The 24,057-nt window shown below is 70.7% G+C and carries 10 protein-coding genes; 7 read left to right on the top strand and 3 right to left on the bottom strand.

All coding sequences use genetic code 11. The annotated features are described in order from the left end of the window. Positions 1-48: 48 nt before the first annotated feature. Positions 49-2,757 carry a LuxR C-terminal-related transcriptional regulator gene (locus tag ACFYV1_RS00790; RefSeq protein ID WP_389393167.1) on the bottom strand — a complete coding sequence of 903 codons (2,709 nt, stop codon included), beginning with the start codon at positions 2,755-2,757 and terminating at the stop codon, positions 49-51. Between the two features lie 185 nt (positions 2,758-2,942). Between ACFYV1_RS00790 and ACFYV1_RS00785 the strand changes: the two genes are divergently transcribed. Then, a complete protein-coding gene (locus ACFYV1_RS00785; RefSeq protein ID WP_389394535.1) occupies positions 2,943-3,422 on the top strand; it encodes an ATP-binding protein in 480 nt (159 codons plus the stop codon). On the opposite strand, the gene ACFYV1_RS00780 is transcribed toward ACFYV1_RS00785, so the two are convergent. Beyond that, positions 3,409-3,591 carry a hypothetical protein gene (locus ACFYV1_RS00780; RefSeq protein WP_389393166.1) on the bottom strand — a complete coding sequence of 61 codons (183 nt, stop codon included), beginning with the start codon at positions 3,589-3,591 and terminating at the stop codon, positions 3,409-3,411. The genes ACFYV1_RS00785 and ACFYV1_RS00780 overlap by 14 nt on opposite strands. 279 nt (positions 3,592-3,870) lie before the next feature. Between ACFYV1_RS00780 and ACFYV1_RS00775 the strand changes: the two genes are divergently transcribed. Continuing rightward, positions 3,871-5,025: a phosphatidylserine/phosphatidylglycerophosphate/cardiolipin synthase family protein gene (locus tag ACFYV1_RS00775; RefSeq protein WP_389394534.1), complete on the top strand. Its 1,155-nt coding sequence runs from the start codon at positions 3,871-3,873 to the stop codon at positions 5,023-5,025. A gap of 231 nt (positions 5,026-5,256) precedes the next feature. Here ACFYV1_RS00775 and ACFYV1_RS00770 read toward each other — a convergent pair whose 3' ends face one another. After that, entirely contained in the window at positions 5,257-6,600 is a 1,344-nt protein-coding gene (locus ACFYV1_RS00770) for an MFS transporter (protein ID WP_389393165.1), read from the bottom strand. A 1,551-nt stretch (positions 6,601-8,151) separates the two neighbouring features. On the opposite strand from ACFYV1_RS00770, the gene ACFYV1_RS00765 reads away from it, so the two are divergent. The 5 genes from ACFYV1_RS00765 (at position 8,152) to ACFYV1_RS00745 (ending at position 24,021) form a co-directional block, all read left to right on the top strand. Further along, complete coding sequence (locus ACFYV1_RS00765; protein WP_389393164.1) at positions 8,152-14,571, top strand: protein kinase; 6,420 nt, start codon at positions 8,152-8,154, stop codon at positions 14,569-14,571. 104 nt (positions 14,572-14,675) lie between these two features. Continuing rightward, the gene (locus tag ACFYV1_RS00760) at positions 14,676-17,630 is read left to right on the top strand and encodes a DEAD/DEAH box helicase (protein ID WP_389393163.1); all 2,955 of its coding nucleotides are present in this window, start codon (positions 14,676-14,678) and stop codon (positions 17,628-17,630) included. After that, positions 17,630-21,571 (top strand): Eco57I restriction-modification methylase domain-containing protein, encoded by a 3,942-nt coding sequence (locus ACFYV1_RS00755; protein WP_389393162.1) that lies wholly within the window; start codon positions 17,630-17,632, stop codon positions 21,569-21,571. The genes ACFYV1_RS00760 and ACFYV1_RS00755 overlap by 1 nt, the downstream gene beginning before the upstream one ends. A gap of 69 nt (positions 21,572-21,640) precedes the next feature. Then, positions 21,641-22,177, top strand: coding sequence for a hypothetical protein (locus ACFYV1_RS00750; protein ID WP_389393161.1), 537 nt, complete (start codon positions 21,641-21,643; stop codon positions 22,175-22,177). A 197-nt stretch (positions 22,178-22,374) separates the two neighbouring features. Beyond that, the gene (locus ACFYV1_RS00745) at positions 22,375-24,021 is read left to right on the top strand and encodes a hypothetical protein (RefSeq protein ID WP_389393160.1); all 1,647 of its coding nucleotides are present in this window, start codon (positions 22,375-22,377) and stop codon (positions 24,019-24,021) included. Positions 24,022-24,057: the final 36 nt, after the last annotated feature.

Below are 24,057 nucleotides of genomic sequence, written 5' to 3'. Positions count from 1 at the left end.
TCGGACGCCATCACGTCCGGGACGCACACGGCGAGCGCGGTCTCCCCGTCACTGACGGGGGGACGGCGCCGGGGCCGTCCCGAGCACTTGCCCGAGCCCCTGGCGGGAACGCGCTCCGCTCTTCTGAATGGCCCGGGCGACGTGCTGCTCGACGGTGCGCGGAGAGAGGTGGAGCGTCGAGGCGATCTCGCGGTTGGTCATGCCCGCGACGGCCAGTTGCGCGACCTCCGACTCACGCGGCGAGAGCAGGTCGCCGTACCGGGGGCGGCCGGGGACCCGGGGCTCCTGCGCGGGCTGGTGGCGTCGCAGATCCGTACGGACGCGGGCGGCGTCCCAGGTGGCTCCGAGCGTGTCGAAGACAGCGGCACAGTCGGCGAGCGCGGCGATGGCGGTGCCGCTGTCGCCGTCGCCGTCGCCGTCGAGGGCGAGTGTGCAGTCGGCGGAGGCCGCCGAGGTGAGGGCCGCGTGATAGGAGCGGGCCATCGCGGTGTACGCGGCGGCGGCGTTCCCGTAGCGGGTGGCGGCCTCGGCGGTCCGCCCGGTGTGTTCGGCGAGGACGCCGAAGGTCCACTCCAGGGCCGCGGAGGCCGACGGCGCGTCCTGGCCCTCCAGGCCGGCGGCGAATTCGGCGGTCATCTCCCGGGCCCTGTCCACGGCCTGTGCCCGCACCGTCGCCTCGACCGCCCAGGGCGCGAGTTCGGCGCCCCAGGCCCAGATCCCCTTGGCACGCAGCCGCTTCCACGCGACCGCTGCCTCCGCGACGGCACCGTCGATGTCGTCGTGGGCGAGGGCGAGCCGGATCAGGGCACCGGACGCCGTGGCGGAGATCGGTACGGGCCCGCTGTCGAGGTCGGCCGCGCCCGGACCTGTGAGGTGGTCGACGGCATCGGCCCATTCACCGCGCCCGAGGGCGAGCAGTCCGAGGACCATCCGGGCGTCGGAGGCGAGGTAGGGCATGTCGCCGGACTCGTCGACGAAGGCGCGGGCCCGGGCGGCGAGCCCCGACCAGCGGCCGGTCGCCCAGTCCAGGACGAGGGCGCAGCCGCGGCCGGTCTGCTCCGCGTAGGCGGCACCGCTGCGCGCGGCGAGTTCGACGCCCTCGGCGAGCAGGGCGTGCGACTTCTCGTACTGGCCGAGCCAGACCATCGCGTCGGCCGCGTTGCACAGACCGCGGGCCGTCTGCTGCCGGCACCCGATGAGGTCGCTGTCCCGGGGAAGGCTCTCGATGAGCGGCCAGGCGGCCGGGTCGGAGCTGTTGAGCAGCACGCTCACCTGGTTGGCCGCGACGGCGGCCTGGACCACCGGGTCGCCCGACGCGTCCGCGACCTCCACGGCCCGCTCGATCCAGACGATGTTCTCGTCGAACGACGCGTCCGGCCCGTACGGCATCGCGAGCGCCGACATCGCCCTCGCCAGGGGCACCGGCCGGCCGGCCAGTTCGTCCACCGCCCTGGCGAGCTCGGCGCGGCCTTCTACGACCTGGCCCATCTGGTTGCACTGCAGGAGGCCGAGGTCCAGTCGGATCTCGCCGCGGACGCCCGGGGGAAGACCGGCGTCGGCCACGATGTACCGCAGGACGTCCAGCGTCTGGTCCGAGCGCAGGCCCACCACGGCGCAGCGGGCGAGCAGCATGGCGAGCCGGTTGCGGGTGTGCCGGGGGACCGAGCCCTTCGCGAGGGCCGTCTCCAGCATGCGCGCGGCGCGCTGCGGCTCCCCCGCGTCCTCCAGCTGCCGGACGGCGCGCTCGACGGCGTGCAGCCAGCCCTGTTCGTCGCCGCAGGCGCGGCGATGGACGGCCACGCGCTCCCAGGGGACCGGCTGGCGCCTGCTGAGCGTACGTGCGGTCCGTCGATGCAACTCCTCGCGGACGGGGCCGGGCATCCAGCCTCGGACGGCCGCGGCGGCGGCCGGGGAGAGGAGGCCGTACCGGCCGTCGCCGCGTTCTTCGAGCGCGGCGTGGCGCAGGGCCGCGAGCAGCGCATCGTGGCCCTCGGGCCGGGTGAGCGCGGCGACGGCGGCGAGTTCCCCGGCACTCGCGGGCTCGGCGATGACGGCCGCCGCGAGAACGATCCGCCGGTACTCCCCGGGCACGGCCGCCGTGCGGCGCACCATGAGGGCCGTGAGCCGGGGCGGTGGGCCGAGCCGGTCGACGTCGGCGGGACGCGGCTGCCAAGTGGCCGAGGCCCGGGTGGCCTCAAGGCCGAGCAGGTCGAGCAGATCCACGACGGTCTGGGCGACGCCACCGGAGACGCGGTGCAGGGCTTCTGCCAGGTCGCGCGTACTGCGGTCCTCGCCGAGCGCGTCGGCGGCCATCCGGCGGACCGCGGCGACGTCGAGCGGTCCGACGACGTGGCGCACCACCGCGAGACCGGCCGGGAACTCCGTGTCCGGCCCGAGGACCAGCCCGGGTGCGACGAGTTCCTCCGGGCGGTAGCTGAGGACGCACACGAGGCGTGCGGGCGGGTCGGACAGCACGGCACGCAGAGCGGCGCTGTCGTCACCGGCCGCCTGGTGCACGTCCTCGACGACCAGCAGGACCGGCCCGTCGCCGGGCAGCGGATCGCCGGGGGCCACCCGGCGGGTGGTCTCGGGCACGGCCCTCCGCAGCCGCTCGACCAGGCGGCTCTTGCCCGTACCGGCGGCACCTTCCACCAGGAGCAGCAGGGGCCGGCCGGGCCCTTCCTGGTCGAGCGCGGCGGTGAGCCGATGACGCAGCGCGGCCTCGGCCGAATGCGCCGTCTGAGCGGTTTGGGACATGACGTGCACCATGATCTCGGACATTTCCGTGGTTATTCACGTATCCGTACTCAGTCTGCCCTGATTGTCGTGGGCGCGGAGCGACGGGCAGCGTGGATCGGGCAAGACCACCGGTGGCCCGTCGGGCCGCCGGAGCCCGGCGCCGACGCGATCGGCTGCGCAGGCAGGAGACCGGCGTGCGAAACATGATCTGTCCGAGCCCCGTCGAGGCGTCCGTCAGTGCTGGTCAGGACCCGATGGACGGCAATCCGCGGGAGACCGTGCCGCCGCGCCCGAAGCGGCTGAAGGCCGTGATCGAACTGCCGGCGACCCCGCGGTCCGTACCCCTCGCACGCCGTCTGGCGCGGGCGGTGACCCGTGCCCGGCAGGTTTCCGAAGCCGCCGAGGAGGCGCTCACCGTGGTCGTCACGGAGCTGGCGACCAACGCGGTCCTGCACAGTGGCAGCCCCAACGTCACGGTGATGTTCGAGGCCGACGACTCCTCGCTGACCGTGGTGGTTCGCGATCGGGGGCACTGGCGGGCTCGCCCGGCGCCGCGCTGCGAGGGGGCGGACATGGACGCGGCGTTCGGCCGCGGCCTCGCCCTGGTCGACGCGTACTCCGTGGACATGTCCGTGCGACGTTCGCCCCAGGGCACGCTGGTCCGCGCCGTCATCGCCCTGTGAGGCCGCGCCTTGAACGCCCCTGGGACTCGGCTTCGTCGGCGAGCCGGTTGAGCCGGTTGAGCCGGTTGAGCCGGTTGAGCCGGTTGAGCCGGTTGAGCCGGTTGAGCCGAGCCTCCTCGGCGTCCTCGGCAATCCGGCGCAGCCGCTGGTACGCATGAATGTCGATCACGACGCCGGACCCTACTGCCGGGTCCCTCAGAGCGGAGGCGCAGGTCCCAGCGGCGACGGCTCCGGTGGCAATACCCTGAAGTGGCCGGCGAGTGCCGGTCGTCCGCTGCCCGGGCCCGTACGGCGGCCCATGAAGCGCTTCACCGCCCTCTTGCCTGCCCATGGGAGACACGTCGTGACCTTCGACGGCACAGCGGCATCCTCCGCCCGCGACAACGAACCCGGACCCGTACCCGGACCCGTACCCGTACCCGTACCCGTACCCGCCACCGAAGACGCTCTGGCCCGCACACAGCGCCTGCGCCGTCGCATCGAGCGGCTGATCGGCGTGGCCGCCACGGAGGGCAACGAGCTGGTCCGGCTGCGCAACGGGGACGAGATCTTCCCCGCGATGCTCGACGCGATCCGCTCGGCCCGCCACACGATCGACATGATGACGTTCGTCTACTGGCGCGGCCGGATCGCCCACGACTTCGCCGTCGCCCTCGCCGACCGTGCCCGCGCGGGCGTCCGGGTGCGGCTGCTGCTGGACGGCTTCGGCGCGAAGCAGATCGAGCAGGAACTGCTGGACCGCATGGACGCCGCCGGTGTGCAGGTGGCCTGGTTCCGCAAGCCCGCCTGGCTCTCGCCGTTCAAACAGAACCACCGGTGCCACCGCAAGGCCCTCGTCGTCGACGAGCACACCGCCTTCACCGGCGGCGTCGGCATCGCCCAGGAGTGGTGCGGCGACGCCCGCGACCCGGGCGAGTGGCGGGACACCCACGTCCGGGTGCGCGGTCCGGCCGTGGACGGCATCGCCGCCGCGTTCGCGCAGAACTGGGCCGAGTGCCACGACGAACTCTTCGACGACCGCGACCGCTTCACCGAGCACCGCCCGGCCGGCTCGTCGGTCGTCCAGGTGGTGCGCGGCTCCGCCAGCTTCGGCTGGCAGGACATGCAGACTCTCATCCGGCTCATGCTCACCTCCGCCGAGGAGCGCTTCCGGCTCGCGACCGCCTACTTCGCCCCCGACCCCTACTTCGTCGACCTGCTGTGCCGAACGGCCCGCCGCGGCGTACGCGTGGAGATCCTCCTCCCCGGACCCCACACCGACCAGCGCGTCTGCCAACTCGCCGGCCAGCAGCACTACGCCCGCCTACTCGAAGCGGGGGTGCGCATCCGGCAGTACCAGCCGACGATGATGCACGCGAAGATCATGACGGTGGACTCGGTCGCCTCCCTCATCGGATCCACCAACTTCAACCGCCGGTCCATGGACCACGACGAGGAGATCATGCTCACCGTCCTGGACGAGGCGTTCACCGCCGCACTCGACCGCGACTACGACGCGGACCTGGAGCAGAGCGTCGGCATCGACCTCCACCGGTGGAGACGGCGCTCCGCACTCCAGCGCGCGAAGGAAGCCGCCATGACCCCGATCCGGCGTTTCCTGTGACCCGTCCGGGGCCGGGAGCACCGGCGGGCGCGCCCGGCGCCGCACCGCGAGGAAGCGTCCAGGGACACCGCGGTCGGCCGCGGCCCCGCCCTGGACGACACGTACTCCGTGGACATGTCCGCGCCACGTCCAGGGGCACGCCGGTCCACGCCGTCATCGCTCTGTGAGGTCACGGGGCCACCGACCCCCTGGCGGCACCCACGGACGCCCGGGGGGCAAGCACCGTGCGAGTCACGCGCGCCGCATCGCGATCCCCGCCGCTCCGAGCACACAGGCGCCCGCGGCCGCGAGGTAGGCGAGGTGGTAGCCGGAGAGCCGGTCGTCGCCGGTCGTCGCGACCAGGACCATGACCGCTATTCCGACGCCGGCGCCGACCTGCTGCGCCACGACGTTGAGCGCCCCGGCGACCGCGTGCCGGTCGGCCTGAACGCCCTCGAGAGCGGCGGACGTCATCGAGGGAAAGTTCAGCCCCTGCCCGATGCCGCTGATGACCAGGCCGGGCAGCACATGCACCAGGTAGCTGCCGTCATGCGGCGTGCCCATCCACAGTGCCGCTCCCGCGCCGATCAGAAAGAGCCCGACGGCCATCAGCAGGCGAGGAGGGTGCCTGGCGAGCAGGCGTCCGGTGGCGAAGCTGGCGGTCAGTGAAACGGCCAGCGACATCGGCACCAGCGCGAGACCGGACTGGAACGGGGAGTAGCCGAGCATCCCCTGCAAATACAGCGGTGCGAAGAACAGCAGACCTATCGAGCCCATGTACTGGAGGAAGGCAGCCAGACTCGCGGCCCGTACCGATGCGATCCGGAAGAGACCGAGAGGCAACGCGGGGTCGGCAACGCGGTGTTCACGTACGACGAAGAGCACCAGACAGGCCGCCGCGGCGCAGAGCGCACTCCACGCGAGGGCGCCGTCGCTGCTCACCCCGACGATCAGCAGAGTGAGGCCGAGCGTGCCCAATACGGCACCCGGCAGGTCCAGCCGGCCGCCGCGCCCGACACCGCGGGGCAGCCCGGCACGCGTCGCGGCCAGCACAGCCGTTCCGAGGAGCACCGAGAGCCACAGCACCGACCGCCAGCCGAGGAACTCGGTCAGCACGCCACCCAGCAGCACCCCGACGCTGAAGCTGCTGGCGCCGACAGCCGTGTACACACCGAGTGCCCGGTTGCGCGCCGGCCCGGCCGGAAACACCTCGGTCAACAGGGCCAGTGTGGCCGGACCCGACAGAGCCGCGCCGATGCCCTGGACCGCCCGCGCGCAGAGCAGCACCGCGGTGTCCGGCGCCAGAGCCCCTGCCAGGGCTGCCACCGTGAACAGGGCGACCCCGAGTTCGAACACCGTACGCCGGCCGAAGACATCCGCCAGGCGGCCGCCCAGCAGCAGGAACCCGGCGAACGCAACGGCGTAGGCAGTCATGACCCACTGGAGCGTGGCGTCGTCCAGCCCGAAGCGTTCCCCGACGGACGGCAGTGCGGCGTTGAGGACCCCGAGACCACTCACGTCCAGGGCGAGCGCACCGGCCAGCACGCCGAGCGCCAGACCGGGCCTGCGCCGCGTCACCGCCTCGGTGCTGGTCACGCACACCCCGGTAACTCGGCCCCGGCAACGGGGCAACGTCCGGAACGTCCGCGTGGGTTCACCACGGGAGTCGGCGAAAACGCCGCCCTTGCCGTGGCGCGCTCCACCAGCCGGGTGCCCGCCACGAGAAAACGAGTGTCCGACGACACGCATTTGCGGTTCGCGCATTTCATGTCGTGCAGCCTGCAAGGCCGCTCGGCCGCTGTCCAGCCCTCCGCAACTTCCCTGCGCAGAAGGCATATCCCTCGCACCGGGAAACGCACCGGGCATCACGCAGGCATTAACGGCCCCCAATAGCCGCAGAAGCAATGCACATTGAACAAAAGCACCTGGTCACATCCTACGGTGACCGAATCACCTCTCCGCCTCTCGGGACAGCGTAAGAACTGACCGGAACTTCCCGGGACGAATCTCGCCAGCATCTTTTCGGCCCCAGGAAATCTCACTTTTCACCGCCCCGAGGACGCGGGAGGATTTCTCGCCAAGGGAAGCGGCGATGCGGAGTTCTTTGCGTACGGGCGCTCCGCCCACCGGCACTTGCACGAGCAGGGCGTGGCGGCGGCGGAGGGCAGCAGCGCGGCCCCTGCGGCCTCACCGGCCGGGTGCGCACTTCGGTTGCCGATCCGTCCTCGAGCGCGGTCAACCGGCCCTCCGTCGAACCACCCCCGGCCCCGAGCGCCCGCCCCACAGCCGCCGGCCTCGCGGCTCCCGCACGACAAGTCACGACGACCATGTGCACCGGCCCGGACCACTGCCCGCCCGCTTCGCGTACGCCGTCGCTCCACGTGGCCGGCGTCCCCAGGGCGCGTCGGCGGCCTCGCGAAAGGCGACAGCCGCAGCGGCAGCCCGCCCCAGGAGACCGCCCGGTGCCGCCCATTCGTCATGATGCCCTCATGACCGGTGCGATGGATGTACGGGCTGCGGCAGCCGAGTTCGACCGGAGCGCGACGACCGAGAACGGAAGAGTTGCCGAGGACGAACGCGCAGAGACAGCTCATGCGCCGGCTCGCCTATTTCCTCGGCGCGCCCGAGCCGCTGCCGGCGCCGGCACGGCGCTGGGCCACCGACCCGGAAGGCTAGGCCGACCTCGAGGCCGCGGCCCTGCTGGAGCAGCGCTGTGATCATCCATCCCCGTCCCGGCGGCCACGCGACTCGCACCCTCCAGATCGACGGCCCCCTGGGCAGCATTGGCACTATCCGTGTCCTCGGCATCGACACCGACGCACCGCCCGAGCAAGCAGTCAGGTGGTTGGTACCAGCTCTGCTCTGACCCGGCGAGGCCGCCTTCCGCGACGCTCCATCGTCGTCTCAACGGCCGGGACCAGGGCCTCGCGTGCGCAACCTCGGGCCGGTCAGCCAAGCCAGCCGTGGACACCGCGCGGCAGCACCGCCGCCCTGCATGCAATCCCCGCCAGGACCCCACAGCTCACACGCAGCAGCGTGCGTTGACCACGTAAACAGGAAGACGCAACCCGCGTTGAGCGGCGAAGGTGTACGCTCCCTGCGAGATGCACCCATCTTGCACGTGACGGGCGAAACGGGGAGGGGCGAGTGGGCCTGGAAACGGTGGACGGACGGTTCCGGATCATGGGGATCGTCGGGCGCGGAAACATGGGCGAGGTGCGCCGGGCCGAGGACCTCCAGGCCGCCCCCGACTCCCCGCACCGCACGGTGGCGGTCAAGACCGTGCTGCGCGGCCGGACCGGGATCGCCGTCGGCACCTCGGGGGCCGGCAAGGAGGTCGACCGCTTCCGCCGCGAGGTGCGGATCATGCGGATGCTCTCCCAGGGCCACCCGAACCTCACCCTGCTGATCGACGGCGGTGTCGACGAGGCGCCGGGCGGCAGTGGTCTGCCCTACCTGGCGATGGAGCTGCTGGACGGTCATCCGCTGGCGGACCTCATCGACGAGGAGCCGCAGCTCCCGGTCTCCTGGGCCGCCGCGATCGGGGCGCAGATCGCCGCCGGCCTCGCCGCCGCGCACACCGCCGGGGTCGTCCACCGCGACCTGAAGCCGGCCAACGTGATGCTCACCGGTGACGGCACGGCCAAGGTCCTCGACTTCGGCATGGGCTCGATCGTCGACGATCCCGACCAGACGCGGCTGACCAGCACGGGCGTCGGCGTCGGCACGGCCCGCTACATGGCGCCCGAGCAGTTCCGCGCCGAGCGGGTCTCCGCCCCCGCCGACCTCTACGCGCTCGGCTGCATCCTGTACGAGCTGCTGATCGGGCGACCGCCGTTCTCCGCCAGGACCGCCTTCGAGCTCTCCGAACAGCATCTGCGTCAGCAGCCGCCGCAGCTGACCCTGGTGCGCCCCGACCTGCCGGCCGAGCTGGTCCGGCTGGTGGAGCGCCTTCTGGAGAAGGACGCCGAACTGCGGCCGGAGAACGCGGCCCTGGTCCGCGAGGCGCTGGTCCCCCTCGCCCTCGCGCCGGACGACACGGCCGCCCTGCTCGCACCGCACTGGCAGGTGATGGACCCGGTGGCGCGGCTGCGCGCCCAGCTGCCCGAGCGTGCCCCCGCCACCCCGGTTCCCGTGCCGCGCAGGGAGCCGCGCATGCCCGAGGCGATGGACGTCTTCGGCGTCCACGCCGACCTGATCGGCGAGTACGAGAGCTTCACCAGGAGTGCGACGGTGATCCGGGACGCGAGGATCACCGGGTTCGTCGAGGACGACCTGGCGGCGAAGTCGCAGTGGCCCGACCCGTGGCTGTCGCTGAACCCGTTCTTCGCCGACGGCGGCCAGGTCACCGACCTCGTGCGGGACGGCGTCCTGCACCCGAAGTGCGCGGAGATCTTCCAGGCGGGCAAGAAGGAGACTTCGGCGCGTCCGGACGGCCGGCCACTGACGTTCCATCTCCACCAGCGGCAGGCCGTCGAGGCCGCGCAGGCGGGCGACTCCTACGTGCTCACCACGGGCACCGGTTCCGGCAAGTCCCTGGCGTACATCGTCCCCATCGTGGATCGCGTGCTGAAGGAGCGTCAGGCGGCGGGGCCGGGCGCGGGGGGCCGGGTGCGCGCGATCGTCGTCTACCCGATGAACGCGCTCGCCAACTCGCAGCTCGGGGAGCTGGAGAAGTACCTGCGCCACGGTTTCGGGAAGGGGCGCGAGCCGGTCACCTTCGCCCGCTACACCGGCCAGGAGTCCCCGGACGAGCGCGCCGAACTGCGCAAGAACCCTCCGGACATCCTGCTGACCAACTACGTGATGCTGGAACTGATGCTGACCCGGCCGGACGACCGGACCAGCCTGATCCGCATGGCCGAGGGGCTTCAGTTCCTCGTCTTCGACGAGCTGCACACCTACCGGGGCCGGCAGGGCGCGGACGTGGCATTCCTGATCCGCCGGGTCCGTGAGGCCTGTCGGGCCTCCGCCTCCCTGCAGTGCATCGGCACGTCCGCGACCATGTCCACCGAGGGGTCGTGGGAGGACCAGCGGCGCGAGGTGGCCAAGGTCGCGGGCCGGCTGTTCGGGACGAAGGTGCTGCCGAAGCGGGTCATCGGCGAGACCCTCGTCCGGGCGACCGAGGAGGCCCCCGGGGCCGTGCCCGCCGAGCGGCTGCGGGTACCGGCGGCGCCCCGCGCGTACGAGGCGCTGACGAAGGATCCGCTGGCCCGCTGGGTGGAGTCCCGGTTCGGTCTGGAGCACGAGGAGGGCACCGGCCGGCTGCGGCGCTGCCCACCGACGACGGTGGAGACGGCCGCGGCCGAGCTGGCCACCGAATCCGGAGTCGCCGAGGAGAGCGTGCGCGAGGCGATCCGGACCACCCTCGAGGCGGGTGCGCAGGCCAAGCATCCGCTGACGGAACGCCCGCTGTTCGCGTTCCGGCTGCACCAGTTCCTCTCCAAGGGCGACACCGTCTACACGACGCTGGAGGATCCGCTCACCCGGCCGCTGACCCGCACCTACCAGCTGGAGCAGCCGGACAGTGACGGCATGCCACTGTTCCCGCTGGCGTTCTGCCGCGAGTGCGGCCAGGAGTACCTGACCGTCTGGCGCACCGAGGAGCACGGCGCGTTCCGGTACGAGCCGCGCCGCGACACCTTCGCCTCCGGAGGCCGCGACGGCGAGGGCTATCTGTATCTGGGCATGCCCGGTCAGGACTACGAGTGGCCGGCCGACCCGCAGAAGGCCGTCGACGACCGGCGGCTGCCGGAGTCGTGGCTCGAGCCCGACCCGCAGGGCGTGATGGTCGTCAAGAAGTCCTACCGGCCCCGGCTGCCCAAGCGGGTCGTCGTCGACGCCCACGGCAACGAGTCGGGCGAGGGCCTGGTGGCGGCGTTCGTCCCGGCGCCGTTCCTGTTCTGCGTGCACTGCCAGGTCTCCTACGAGCAGACCCGCGGCCGGGACTTCGCCAAGCTGGCCACCCTGGACCAGGAGGGCCGCTCCTCCGCCACCTCGCTGATCTCCGCGTCGATCGTCAAGTCGCTGCGGGCGGTGCCCGAGGAGAGCCTCGGCAAGGAGGCGCGCAAGCTCCTCACCTTCGTCGACAACCGGCAGGACGCCTCGCTGCAGGCCGGACACTTCAACGACTTCGCCCAGGTGACCCAGTTGCGCGGCGCCCTGTACCAGGCAGCGGTGCGGGCGGGCGAGGAGGGACTGCGCCACGACGACCTCGCCGAGGCCGTCACCGAGGTGATGGGCCTCGCGCCGCGCGAGTACGCGTCCGGCACGGACCTGCCCCCGTCCATGGAGCGCCGGGCGGCGAAGGCGTTCCGCGACGTCGTCGGCTACCGCCTCTACCGCGACCTGGAGCGCGGCTGGCGCATCACGATGCCCAACCTGGAGCAGACGGGCCTGCTGCGGATCGACTACGAGGACCTGGACTGGATCGCCGCCAGACCGGAGCGCTGGCAGTCCGCGCACGCCGTGCTGCGCGACGCCGACCCGGCGCTGCGCGAGGAGACGGCGCGGACGCTGCTCGACTTCATGCGCCGCGCCCTGGCCGTGGACGTGCAGTACTTCCGTGACGACTTCGACACCCTGCTGAGGGCGAGCGAGGAGCGGCTGAGCGGGCCGTGGGTGCTGGGCGAGAGCGACCGGCCGGCCGTCGGCACCGCCTATCCGTACGGCTCGAAGCCGGGCATGGAGCGCTCGGCGCTGTTCCTGTCGGCGCGCGGCAAGTTCGGCAAGTACCTGCGGCGGAACATGCCCGAACTGCGCGACCTCCCCCTGGACGACGTGCAGTTGGTTATCGAGGACCTGCTGAAGGTGCTGAAGGACGCGGAACTCGTGCGCGAGGTGGAGGCGGCGCCCGAGCAGTCCGGCCCCGCCTTCCGCCGCCGCGCGGCGCAGAAGCGCACCGGCTTCCGCGTGTCGGCCGCCGCCCTGGTCTGGCGGGCCGGCGACGGCGAGCGGGGCGCGGTCGATCCGCTGGCGCGCACCTACAGCAGCGGCGAGGGCCCCCGCGTCAACCCGTTCTTCCGCGACCTGTACCGGACGGCGGCGGCCGAACTCGCCGGCCTGTACGCGCGGGAGCACACCGCGCAGGTCACCCCGGAGGACCGGCTGGAGCGCGAGCGGCAGTTCCGTGACGCCGAACTGCCCCTGCTGTACTGCTCGCCGACGATGGAGCTGGGCGTGGACATCTCCTCGCTCAACGCGGTGATGATGCGCAACGTGCCGCCGACACCGGCGAACTACGCGCAGCGCTCGGGCCGGGCGGGCCGCAGCGGCCAGCCCGCGCTGGTGACCACGTACTGCGCGACGGGCAACAGCCACGACCAGTACTACTTCCGCCGCTCCCAGGACATGGTGTCGGGGCAGGTGGCCCCGCCGCGTCTGGACCTGGCCAACGAGGACCTGGTCCGCTCCCATCTGCAGGGCATCTGGCTGGCGGAGACCGGCATGAGGCTCGGCACGTCGATCCCGGACGTCGTCGACGTCGCCTACGATCCCGACGCCGGCGACCGCCCCGATCCGCGGATGGAGCTGCCGCTGCTGGCCCACATCGGGGCCGAGTCCTTCGACGAGGACGCCCGCAGGCGCGCGGCCGCCGCGGCCCGTATCGTCCTCGCACCGCTGATCCCGGACTTCGAGTCGACCACCTGGTGGTACGACGAGTGGATCGAGGACCGGATCGAGCGGGCCCCCGAGAAGTTCAACGAGTCCTTCGACCGGTGGCGCGATCTCTTCCGGGCCGCCGTCATCGACCAGTACGAGCAGAACAAGCGCGTCGTCGACCACACCCTCTCCCCGGGTGAGCAGAGCCGGGCGCGCACCCGCCGCCGGGAGGCGGAGACGCAGACGAACCTGCTGCTGAACCGCTCCACCGACAGCAAGTCGGTGATGAGCGACTTCAATCCGTACCGCTATCTGGCGTCCGAGGGGTTCCTGCCCGGCTACAGCTTCCCGCGCCTGCCGCTGGCCGCGTACATCCCGCGCTCCGGCAACCGCCGCAACGCCGACGGGGACTATCTGCAGCGCCCCCGGTTCCTCGCGATCCGCGAGTTCGGCCCCGGCGCGCTCATCTACCACGAGGGCGCCCGCTACCAGGTCACCCGGGTGCAGCTGCCGCCGGACGCCTCGGGCGACCTGGCGACCGCCGAGGCCCGGCGCTGCGACGGCTGCGGCTACCACTACGACGTCAGGGCCGGCGCGGACGTGTGCTCGATGTGCGGCGAGCAGTTGAGGAGCAAGCGCGTCGGCCTGCTCCACCTGCACACCGTGTACACCACGCCGCGCGAGCGGATCTCCTCCGACGAGGAGGAGCGCCGCCGGGCCGGTTTCCGCCTGGAGGTCTCGTACGCCTTTCAGGACCACGGCGCCCGCAGGGGTCGCCTCACCTCGCATGTCACAGACGCCGACGGCGCGCCGGTGCTCGACCTGGACTACGGCGACTCGGCGACGGTCCGCATCACCAACCTCGGCCGCGTCCGCGACAAGGAGGGCGAACCGGACGGCTACTGGCTGGACCTGGGCGACGGCCGCTGGCTCAACGACCGGGCCGCCGCGGACGCCATCGAGGGCACCGGCATGGCGGTGGTCGACGAGGACGGCAACGAGAAGCGCCGCAAAAGGCGGGTCCTGCCCTATGTGCAGGACCGCCGCAACATCCTCGTGGTCACGCTGGACGAGCCGCAGCCCGAGCCGGTGGCGCTGTCGTTCCTGTACGCCCTGGAGCGGGGCATCGAGGCGGCGTTCGAGCTGGAGGACTCCGAGCTGACCGCGGAGCTGCTGCCGCCGGACGACGGCCCGCGGCGCCGCATGCTGTTCACGGAGGCCGCCGAGGGCGGCGCCGGTGTGCTGCGCCGCATCCAGCACGACGAGGACGCGTTGGCGAAGGCCGCCCGGACCGCCCTGGACATCTGCCACTTCCACCCGCAGACGGGCGAGGACCAGGGCATGCCGGCGGACGGGGAGAAGTGTTCCCGCGGCTGCTACGTCTGCCTGCTCACCTACGCCAACCAGACCCACCACCGGCAGCTCAGCCGGCACGCCGCCCGCCCGCTGCTGCTGCGGCTGGCCGGCGCCCGCACCGAGCGGGAGGAGCGCGGCGAGTCCCGCAGCGAGGTGTTCCGCAGGCTCGCCCCGGCGGCCGGCGGCGCGCAGACGACGCCGGGCGGCGGCCCCTCGGCCGGTGCCGCACCGGCGGTCGGCGCACACGCCGCTCCCGCCGCTTCCACCGGCGTCCCGGCGTCCGCGCCGACCCCGGTGGAGACGGACCTCGCGGCCCTGGTCGCACAGGGTGACCTGCTCGGCTGGCTGCGAGCGAAGGGCTACCGGCTGCCGGACGAGGCAGGCGTCTTCGTCGACGGGGCGGCGGCCCGCCCTGACCTGGTCTTCCGCCTGGACGACGCCACTCTCGCCGTGTTCGTCGACGTCCCAGGCCGTCCGGCCGACTCCACCCGCGACATCGAGGCCGGTTACCGGCTGGAGGAGGCGGGCTGGGACGTCGCGCGATTCCCGGTGGGTGCGGACTGGGATGCCGTCGTCGACCACAACGCGGGCTTCTTCCGCGACCGCTGACCGCCCCCGCCCCTCCCGACTCACCGCCCCTCGACTTCCCGCCCGCCCGCCTTCCTGCCGACTTCTCGCCGCCCTTCTCGACCGCATAGGAACCGATACATCTCATGAGCCCCACGTACACAGCCGGCTCGCTGGTCGCCGCCCGTGGCCGGGAATGGGTGGTGCTGCCCGAGAGCGCCCCCGACATGCTGGTGCTGCGCCCGCTGGGCGGCAGTGAGGACGACATCGCGGCCGTCTTCCCCACGTTCGAGGAGGTGCGTCCCGCCGAGTTCGCGGCGCCGAGCCCGGACGACGTGGGCGACCAGCGCGCCGCCGGCCTGCTGCGCACGGCGCTGCGCATCGGGTTCAGGTCGGGCGCGGGCCCGTTCCGCTCCCTCGCGTCGATCGCCGTCGAGCCGCGCGCCTACCAGCTGGTGCCGCTGCTGATGGCGCTGCGGCAGCGCACGGTGCGGCTGCTGATCTCGGACGATGTCGGCATCGGCAAGACGGTCGAGGCGGGGCTGATCGCCAAGGAGCTGCTCGCGCAGGGCGAGACGACCCGGCTGGCGGTGCTGTGCTCCCCGGCGCTGGCCGAGCAGTGGCAGGGCGAACTGCGGGAGAAGTTCGGCATCGACGCCGAACTGGTCCTGGCGTCCACGGTGTCGCGTCTGGAGCGCGGCCTGGAGCTGGGCCAGTCCTTGTTCGACAAGCACCCGTTCACGATCATCTCGACGGACTTCATCAAGTCGACCCGCCACCGCGAGGACTTCGTACGGCACTGCCCCGACCTGGTGATCGTCGACGAGGCGCACTCCTGCGTCGCCGCCGACGACCCCGCGCAGGGCGCCGCGTCGTCCGCGTCGAGCCAGCTCCGGTACGAGCTGCTGCGCAAGGTCTCCGCCGACGCCGACCGGCACCTGCTGCTGCTGACGGCGACCCCGCACTCCGGCAAGGAGTCCGCCTTCCGTAATCTTCTCGGCCTGGTGCGGCCCGAGTTGGCGACGCTGGACCTGGAGACGGCGGCGGGGCGGGCGAAGCTCGCCGAGCACTTCGTGGCCCGCAAGCGCGCCGACGTCCGCGACTACCTCACCAAGGAGGACGGCCTCGCCGACGACTCGCTGGCCGAGCGGACCGCGTTCCCGTCCGACCGCTGGACGAGGGACGAGCCGTACAAGCTGACCCCCGCCTACCGTGCGCTGTTGGACGACGCCATCGCCTACGCGCGCGACCGCGTCGCGGCGGCCGACGAGCAGGGGCCGCGGGAGACCCGTATCGCCTGGTGGTCGGTGATCGCGCTGCTGCGCTCGATGGTCTCCTCGCCGGCTGCCGCCGCGCAGACCCTGAAGACCCGCTCCGAGTCCGCCACCGCCCGCACCGCGCACGAGGCGGACGTGCTGGGCGCCCCGGTGGCCGCCGACTCCGCCGACAACGACCGGCTGGAGGGCATGGACGTCGCCCCGGGCGCGGCCGAGTCGGAGGACGCGGGCGCACGGCTGCTCGATCTCGCGCAGCGGGCCGAGCAGTTGGTGGGTCCGGCGGAGGACGCGAAGCTGAAGGCGCTGACCCGGCACCTGAAGGCCCTGATCGCCGACGGCTACCACCCGATCGTCTTCTGCCGCTACATCCCGACCGCCGACTACCTCGCCGCGCAGCTGGACGGCAAGCTCGGCAAGAAGACGAAGATCGCCGCCGTGACCGGCACCCTCTCTCCGCAGCAGCGCCTGGAGCGGATCGAGCAGCTCGCCGCCGAGGCCGCGGAGGCGGGCGACGACCCGGCCGTGCGCCGCGTGCTGATCGCCACCGACTGCCTGTCCGAGGGCGTGAACCTCCAGCACCACTTCGACGCCGTCGTCCACTACGACCTCGCGTGGAACCCGACCCGCCACGACCAGCGCGAGGGCCGTGTCGACCGCTACGGACAGAAGCGCGACCAGGTCCGCGTCATCACCATGTTCGGCGAAGACAACGGCATCGACGGCAAGGTCCTGGACGTGCTGTTCAGGAAGCACCGCCAGATCAAGAAGGACCTGGGCATCTCCGTCTCCGTCCCCGACGAGACCGCTTCGGGCGTCACGGACGCCATCGTGGACTGGCTGCTGGTGCACGGACGGCAGGGCAGCCAGGAGAGCCTGTTCGAACTGCCCGGCCGCCAGGAGTCGTTCGACCGTATCGACCGCGAGTGGTCCTCGGCGGCCGAGCGGGAGAAGACGTCCCGCTCCAAGTACGCCCAGCGTGCCATCCACCCGGAGGAGGTGGCCCGCGAGGTCGCCGCCGTGCGGGCGGCGCTCGGCGGCGCTGAGGAGGTTCGCGAGTTCGCCCTGGAGGCGCTGCGCGACCTGGACGCCCTGGTCCGCGACCCGCGAGACGATTCCGGCGACTTCACCGCCCAGGTCGGCGGCACCCCGGCCGGGCTGCGCGACGCGCTCGCCGCCACCCTCGGCAACCGGCTCGTCGAGGAGGACCGGCAGATCCCGTTCCGCACCACTGCGGCGATCGGCCGCGGCGAGGCCGCCCTGGTCCGCACCGACCCGGTGATCGGGGCCGTCGCCTCGTACGTCCTGGACTCGGCGCTGGACACCAAGGCGCCCGGCCCGCGCCCGGCCCGCCGCTGCGGCGTGGTCACCACGGACGCGGTCACCACGCTCACCACACTGCTGCTGGTCCGCTACCGCTTCCACCTCACCCTGCCGTCCCGTACCGGCGAACGGCAGGTGGTGGCCGAGGACGCCCGCCTGCTCGCCTACGAGGGCCTGCCGCAGCGTGCGCGCTGGCTGGACGACGACGCGGCCGCCGCGCTGCTCGCGGCCCGCGCCACGGCCAACACCCATGAGCAGACCGTCCGCAAGCGCGTCACCGGCGCGCTGAACGGCCTGCCGGAACTCTCCGCGCACCTCACCGAGTACGGCACCCTCCTGGCCGCCGAACTCGACGCCTCGCACCGCCGGGTGCGCAGGGCCAACGAGGAGATCGTCCGTGGCCTGAAGGTCGTCCCGCAGGAACCCGCCGACGTCCTCGGCGTGTACGTGTACGTGCCGCCCGCCGCCCCCGCCGCCTCTACCGTGTCCGGAGCCGAAGCCTGATGTCCGCCGCCGCCACCCGCACCGCCCTCGCCTTCACCGCCGTCACCACGGTCGGCGGTCTGCTCCCCGCCGACATGCTGCTGCGCATCGCCGAGGCGCGGAACCTGCCGGGCACCAGGTCCGCCGACTACGGCCTGCCCGCGTCCGTGCCCGTGCGCGACGAGGCCGAGCGCGCCTGGGAATACCTCAAGCCGCTCTGGCGTGACCTGCGCACCGCCCTGCCCTCCGACCCGGTGACGGGCGCGCCCGCCGCCGACCCGACCGGCCGGGCCGGCACCGACTGGCTCGCCCAGCTCTTCCGCAAGCTGGACTTCGGCGCGCTGACGGAGGTCGGCGCGGCGGGCATCGGGGCCGACTCGGACGCGGAGAAGCGCTTCCCGGTCTCCCACCGGCACGGCCCGGCCCTGGTCCACCTCATCCCCTGGAACCAGGAACTCGACAAGCGCCCGGCGGCCGGCCAGGTCCCGGCCCAGTCGATGCTCCAGGACTGCCTCAACCGCACGGAGGCCCACCTCTGGGCGGTCCTCACCAACGGCCGCCACGTGCGGCTGCTGCGCGACTCGTCGTCCTTCGCGACGGCCGCGTACGTCGACTTCGACCTCGAGGCCATCTTCGACGGCGAGCTGTTCAGCGAGTTCGTGCTCCTGTACTGCGTGCTGCACGCTTCGCGGTTCGCGGTGGCGGAGGGGTCTGCTCCTTCGGGCTGCTGGCTGGAGAAGTGGCGGGCGGAGGCCGTCACGTCGGGGGCACGGGCGCTGGACCAACTGCGGCTGGGCGTGCAGAACGCGCTGACCGTGCTCGGCACCGGGTTCCTGCGGCATCCGGACAACGGCCGCCTGCGGGAGGACGTCGACCCGAAGGCACTTCGGGACGCGCTGCTGCGGCTCGTCTACCGGCTGCTGTTCGTCTTCGTCGCCGAGGACCGCGACGCCCTGCTCGACCCGGCGGCCGGCGAACGGCAGCGGGAGGCGTACGGGCGGTACTTCTCCTCGGCCCGGTTGCGTGAACGGGCCCGTCGGCGTCAGGGCACGGCCCACGGCGACCAGTACGAGGCGCTGCGCATCGTCCTCGACGCGCTGGGAACGGAGGGGGGCCGACCGGAGCTGGGCCTGCCGGGTCTCGGCGGTCTGTTCTCCCACACGGACACCGACGCGCCGCTGGGCGGCATGAAGCTGTCCAACGAGTCGCTGCTCGCCGCCGTACGGCATCTCGCGCAGGTGCGTGATCCGGGCGCCCGGCGCTGGCGCTCCGTCGACTACCGCCACCTGGACGCGGAGGAACTGGGCTCGGTCTACGAGTCGCTGCTGGAGCTGGAGCCCAAGCACTCGGCGACGGACCGTTCCTTCGAGCTGATCGAGGTGGCGGGCAACAGCCGTAAGACGACGGGTAGTTACTACACCCCGTCCTCGCTCATCGAGTGCCTGCTGGACACGACGCTCGACCCGGTCATAGACGACGCCGTCAAGCGAGGCGAGCAGCGCGCCACCGAGGCCAGCCGGCCGGACCCGGCCGACGACATCATCGACGAGCTGCTCTCCCTGACGGTCTGCGACCCCGCCTGCGGCTCCGGGCACTTCCTGGTCGCCTCGGCCCGTCGCATCGCCAAGCGGGTGGCGTCGGTGCGCGAGCGCAACCCGGAGCCGACGGTCGACGCGGTGCGCCACGCTCTGCACGAGGTGGTCGCGCGCTGCATCTACGGCGTCGACCTCAACCTCATGGCCGTGGAGCTGGCGAAGGTCTCGCTGTGGCTGGAGGCCCTGAAGCCGGGCAAGCCGCTCGGCTTCCTCGACGCCCACGTCAAGCACGGCAACGGCCTGATCGGCGCGACACCGAAGCTGCTGGCGGAGGGCGTCCCGGACGACGCGTTCAAGCCGATCGAGGGCGACGACAAGAAGTACGCGGCCGGGCTCGTCAAGCGGAACAAGACCCAGCGCGGCGGCCAGGACGAGCTCCTGTTCGACACGGACGTCCTGCCCGGCAACGACGCGTACGCCGCCGAGATCGCCCGCATCACCGCCGCCCAGGCCGACTCCCTGGAGCAGGTGCGGGCGCAGGAGTCCGCGTACCGCGCACATCGGGAGTCGGCGTCGTACGTCCACGACCTCCACGCCGCCGACGCCTGGTGCGCCGCGTTCGTCTGGCCCAAGCGGGAGGGCGCGCCCGAGGCCCCGACCGACCAGGTGTTCCGCGCGCTGCGCGGTCGCGACCAGTCCGCCGTTCCAGATGCCACGCACGCCGAGATCCTGCGACTGCGTGACCAATACCGGTTCTTCCACTGGCATTTGGAATTCCCAGAGGTATTCTCTGTCCCAGCGATGAACGCTGGCATCACAGGCGCACTGCCGAACACAGGCTGGGTTGACGGATTTGACGCGGTGGTGGGAAACCCACCATGGGAACGAATCGACTTCGACGACCAGGAGTTTTTTTCAGCAATTGACCCGTCCACCCTCGGCGGGACAACCGCAGCCCGAAAGAAGAGAATTCGAGAACGCATCTCGAGCGGTGCACCATGGTCACAGAAATATAATTTCGAGGTTCGCACAAAGGCTGAACTCAGCGCCTACTTCACTCGTTGCCACCAGTTTCCGCTAACCGCCCGAGGACGCCTGAAAACCCAGGCGCTCTTCACTTCCCGGTCAATTCAAATCACCAAAATTGGGGGAAAATCTGGCCTTATCGTCACCACCAGCGTACTCACAGACGTACCCTTGAAAGATTTCTGGGAGTGGCTTCGCGATACCGGAACAATCCGACTGGCACTCGACTGCGAAAATTCTGGCAACCTATTCCCAGCAGTCCATCCCTCCACCAAATTTACCCTACTCTCATTGACTCACACCGAGAAGGCGAGCGCCTCGAACTCACTGACTATGGCGGTCTATTTGACGTCACAGGAAGAACTTCAAGACCCAAGCCGACGCTACTCACTCCCACTGTCCGCACTCGAGGAGCTAAATCCTCTAACTCGCCAACTACCGATTTGTCGGTCAAGGCGAGACTTTGACCTTCTACTGTCACTCACAAGACGCGCACGCCCAGGGATTCCCGTGACCCCCTGGGTAGGATTCACCTCGGAGGGGTACTCCGATCTCTACAGAGAAACCTTCGAAGACTCCCACCTCCCTCTACACGAGGGAAAAATGATTCATCAATTCGACGCGCGGTTCGCCGACTACTCCACCGGGGAAGTTTCAGAGGTACTGACGACTCAAAAAAACACCCCAACCATTCCCCGGTATTGGATGCATTTGGAGACGGTGCGGGACTTCCTGAAACGAAAGGGAATCAGCAATCACTGGATTCTTTCTGTACGTGATTACGTTCGAGCAGTCGATTCTCGCACGGCCATCGCTGCAGTGGTCCCAGAATCGGGGCTAATCCAGCCACTTAACGGCTTCTCCGTCCCAGGTGGCGCTATCGAACATGCATGGGCACTGGCAGTCGTCAATTCCTTCACCTATGACTTCATGGCGAAACAAAAAACACCAGGACAACACTTCAACGTAACGATCATGAAGCAGATTCCGGTTATTTGGAAGCCAGAGCATGTCAGGTTTGTAATCCCCCGCGTACTCGAACTCTCCTACACCACTCCAGACCTGAGGCAGTTCGCCCGAGACCTCGACGACCGAGGCGCCCCATTCCTCTGGAATTCATCAAGGAGAAATACAATCCGCGCAGAGCTGGATGCCTATTTCTTCCATCTGCACGAAGTAGGCCTCGGGGATATTGAATACATTCTCGATTCTTTCAGAGTTGTCCGCGACAACGACGTGAAGGCACACGGTGAGTACCGCACCAAGAACCTGATCCTCGCCGAGTACGACCGGATGGCCGCCGCCGGCCTCACCCTTGAGAATCCGCTCACCGAGGGCGAGTCCGGCACCTACCGCTCCACCCTCACCCCGCCCCCCGGCCAGGGCCCCCGCCACGACTGATCCGGCCCAGGGGTGACCGCATCTGCGGCCACCCCTGGGTTGCCCATCAACCTCCAAGGAACAACGCGCGTGGTACGTCGAAGCCAGAGCAGCAACCCCCGTTCGGCCGTCGTCCTGACCTCGGGTACGGACTGGCGTGAACGCACCGCCAGTCAGCAGCGTTCGAGTGGTGGCGACTTCCCCTTGCCCAAGAAGCAGGAAGGGAAGGCTCAGGCCCTCCAGCGCACAATCAAGGTCCTGCGGTTGGCCATCGAGACCAAGCACCGGCCCGAGGCGCGTTACCTCTTCAGTCGGGCTCGGGCCCTCGTCGAAGCTCTTCCGGCTTCACAGACCGTGCAGGAGCGTCAGCAGCTCTCCGAACTCCGGAAGAAGTTCGGCAAGGCACTTCCCCAGAGCGCCAAGAAGCCCAAGCCGCAGCCCGTCTCGAAGTCGAAGGTGGCTCCGAAGCCCAAGCCTCAGCCTGTACCGAAGCCTGCCCCTGCCCCAGAGCCCAAGCGAGGGTCCCGCAAGTCCCGGCGGAGGGCGAAACGCAGTCCGTTCTACGACTTCAGGAAGCGCCACATCGACCGCGAGGCCCTCGGCTACGCCCCCGTCGGCAAGGCGTAAATCAAACGGCCAGGCCGCCCGCCCCGAAGGGGCCTGCGGGCCGCGGCCCGACACTGCTCCACCAAGGGGCGTGCAGGCGCGCGGCATCGCGCTGAACGCTTCCGAATCTCAATGACTGGCACTGTCCCCGACGCCCGGCCGCTCATAACACTGGGCCGCAAGAACCGCGCGTCCTCGCATCCTGGCAAGGAGAACTCATGGAGCCACGTGGCTACCGCATGGTCGTCTCGACTGAGCTCAATTACGTCGACACGTGCGCTGTCGCAGAGCGACAGTTGATGACATGGCTCCGTGACAAGGGATACGACCCTTCCGGGCTGGACGAGGGGCGGACCGAAGTCGCCTCCCACGCCACCCTCGACCGTGACTCCGAATCCGGACGGAAGGGCGCGTACAGCCGGTGGCGCATGCGCGAGACACCTTCCGCCGCCTCCGGGACTTGGCAGTCGACGCTCGTTGTTCGCTCCGGTCTGCCTCAGGACGAGGGCCGCACCTGGGTACAGATCGACATCGAGCACCAGCCCGCGCGTGAGGATGAGTTCCCCACCCCGGCCAACACCCCGAAGATCGTCCGCCTCCTCCTCGACTCGCTGGAGGCTCGGGACGGCGAGGCCGACGTCGCCGCCGTGCCAACCTTCATCGAGACCGAGGATGTCGACGACCTGATCGAAGAACTGTGCGATACCAAACGCCGATTGCCCGTCGTCATCGCCACGGTGCCGTACGGAAAGAACCCCGACGAATGGTCGCGTTCGGTCGTGGAACCGCTCTTCCGCAATCTGCACGGCCTGGCCGTGCTGTACGTCCTCACCCCCGAGGCGCAGGCCACGTTCAACACCGCGATGGAATACCACCCCGTGTTCGGCGGCGGCGTCCGCACCTACGTGCCCGGACTCGACCCGGCCTGGAAGCCCGACGCGCAGCGGCATCCCGTGATGTCACGCCGGACCATCGAAGGCAACGTGCGTCGTGCCGCGTCCATACTGGCCGCGCTTCCGCAACGGATATCCTCGCGTCACACACTGCCCGCCGCGCTGCTCAGCGTCCCGCGTCACCGAGCGCGCCCTCGGCCGACCTCGGACGGAACGGACGTCCTCCAACTCCGTACGGACAACTCCGCCCTCACCGCGCTTCTGGACGAGGCAGAGCAGGCGGAGGTGCTGCGGGTCAACGAGATCAACGATCTGTACGCGGAGCTCGCGAAGGCCGAGCGGGGAAGCGACGAGCTTCGAGGCGAGAACGAGGAGTTGTACGACAAGGTCCAGGAGTCCCAGCGCCGGATACGTTTCCTGCGCGAACGACTCGAAGCCTTCGGCGACTTCACCTCTGCCCACGCTCCGACCGACGCCTCGGCGATCTCCTATCCGACGGCCTTCGCGGACCTCCTGGAGCGGCTGCACGAGCTGCCCTGCATCTCATTCACCGGGAACCGCAAGATCACACGGACTCTCGACAGCCAGTCTGTGGACAACTGGCTGAACGTAGCCTGGGACGGCCTGCTCGCTCTCAATCACTTCGCCGAAGCCTCGGCCAACGGCAGGGCCGGCGGTGACTTCCTGAACTGGTGCAAGTCCGACGAGTCCAGTGCGTTTCCCTTTCCGACGGCCAAGGTGGCCATGCGAGAGTCCGATACCGTCGCCAAAAACGGCAAACTGCGCAGCGAGCGCATGCTCCCCGTGCCGAGGACGCTCGACCCGAGCGGCCGGGCGTTCATGCAGGCGCACCTGAAGATCGGCGGAGGCAACACCATCGCCCCGCGGCTCCACTTCTACGAGGACGGCCCCCGGTCAGGCAAGGTCTACATCGGCTACCTGGGTCCGCATCTAAGGAACACTCTTACCTGAGCACGCGAGTCGCAACGGCACACCCACGGGCAGAGA

The organism is Streptomyces sp. NPDC003023 (assembly GCF_042888225.1).
Classification (GTDB): domain Bacteria; phylum Actinomycetota; class Actinomycetes; order Streptomycetales; family Streptomycetaceae; genus Streptomyces.
Note: the sequence above shows the minus strand (reverse complement) of the source record. Positions and strands in the feature narration are given on the sequence as shown.

Coding starts and splice junctions, on each gene's coding strand:
- ACFYV1_RS00790 (WP_389393167.1), bottom strand. CDS start 2,757: ATGTCCCAAACCGCTCAGACGGCGCATTCGGCCGAGGCCGCGCTGCGT.
- ACFYV1_RS00785 (WP_389394535.1), top strand. CDS start 2,943: ATGATCTGTCCGAGCCCCGTCGAGGCGTCCGTCAGTGCTGGTCAGGAC.
- ACFYV1_RS00760 (WP_389393163.1), top strand. CDS start 14,676: ATGAGCCCCACGTACACAGCCGGCTCGCTGGTCGCCGCCCGTGGCCGG.
- ACFYV1_RS00755 (WP_389393162.1), top strand. CDS start 17,630: ATGTCCGCCGCCGCCACCCGCACCGCCCTCGCCTTCACCGCCGTCACC.
- ACFYV1_RS00745 (WP_389393160.1), top strand. CDS start 22,375: ATGGAGCCACGTGGCTACCGCATGGTCGTCTCGACTGAGCTCAATTAC.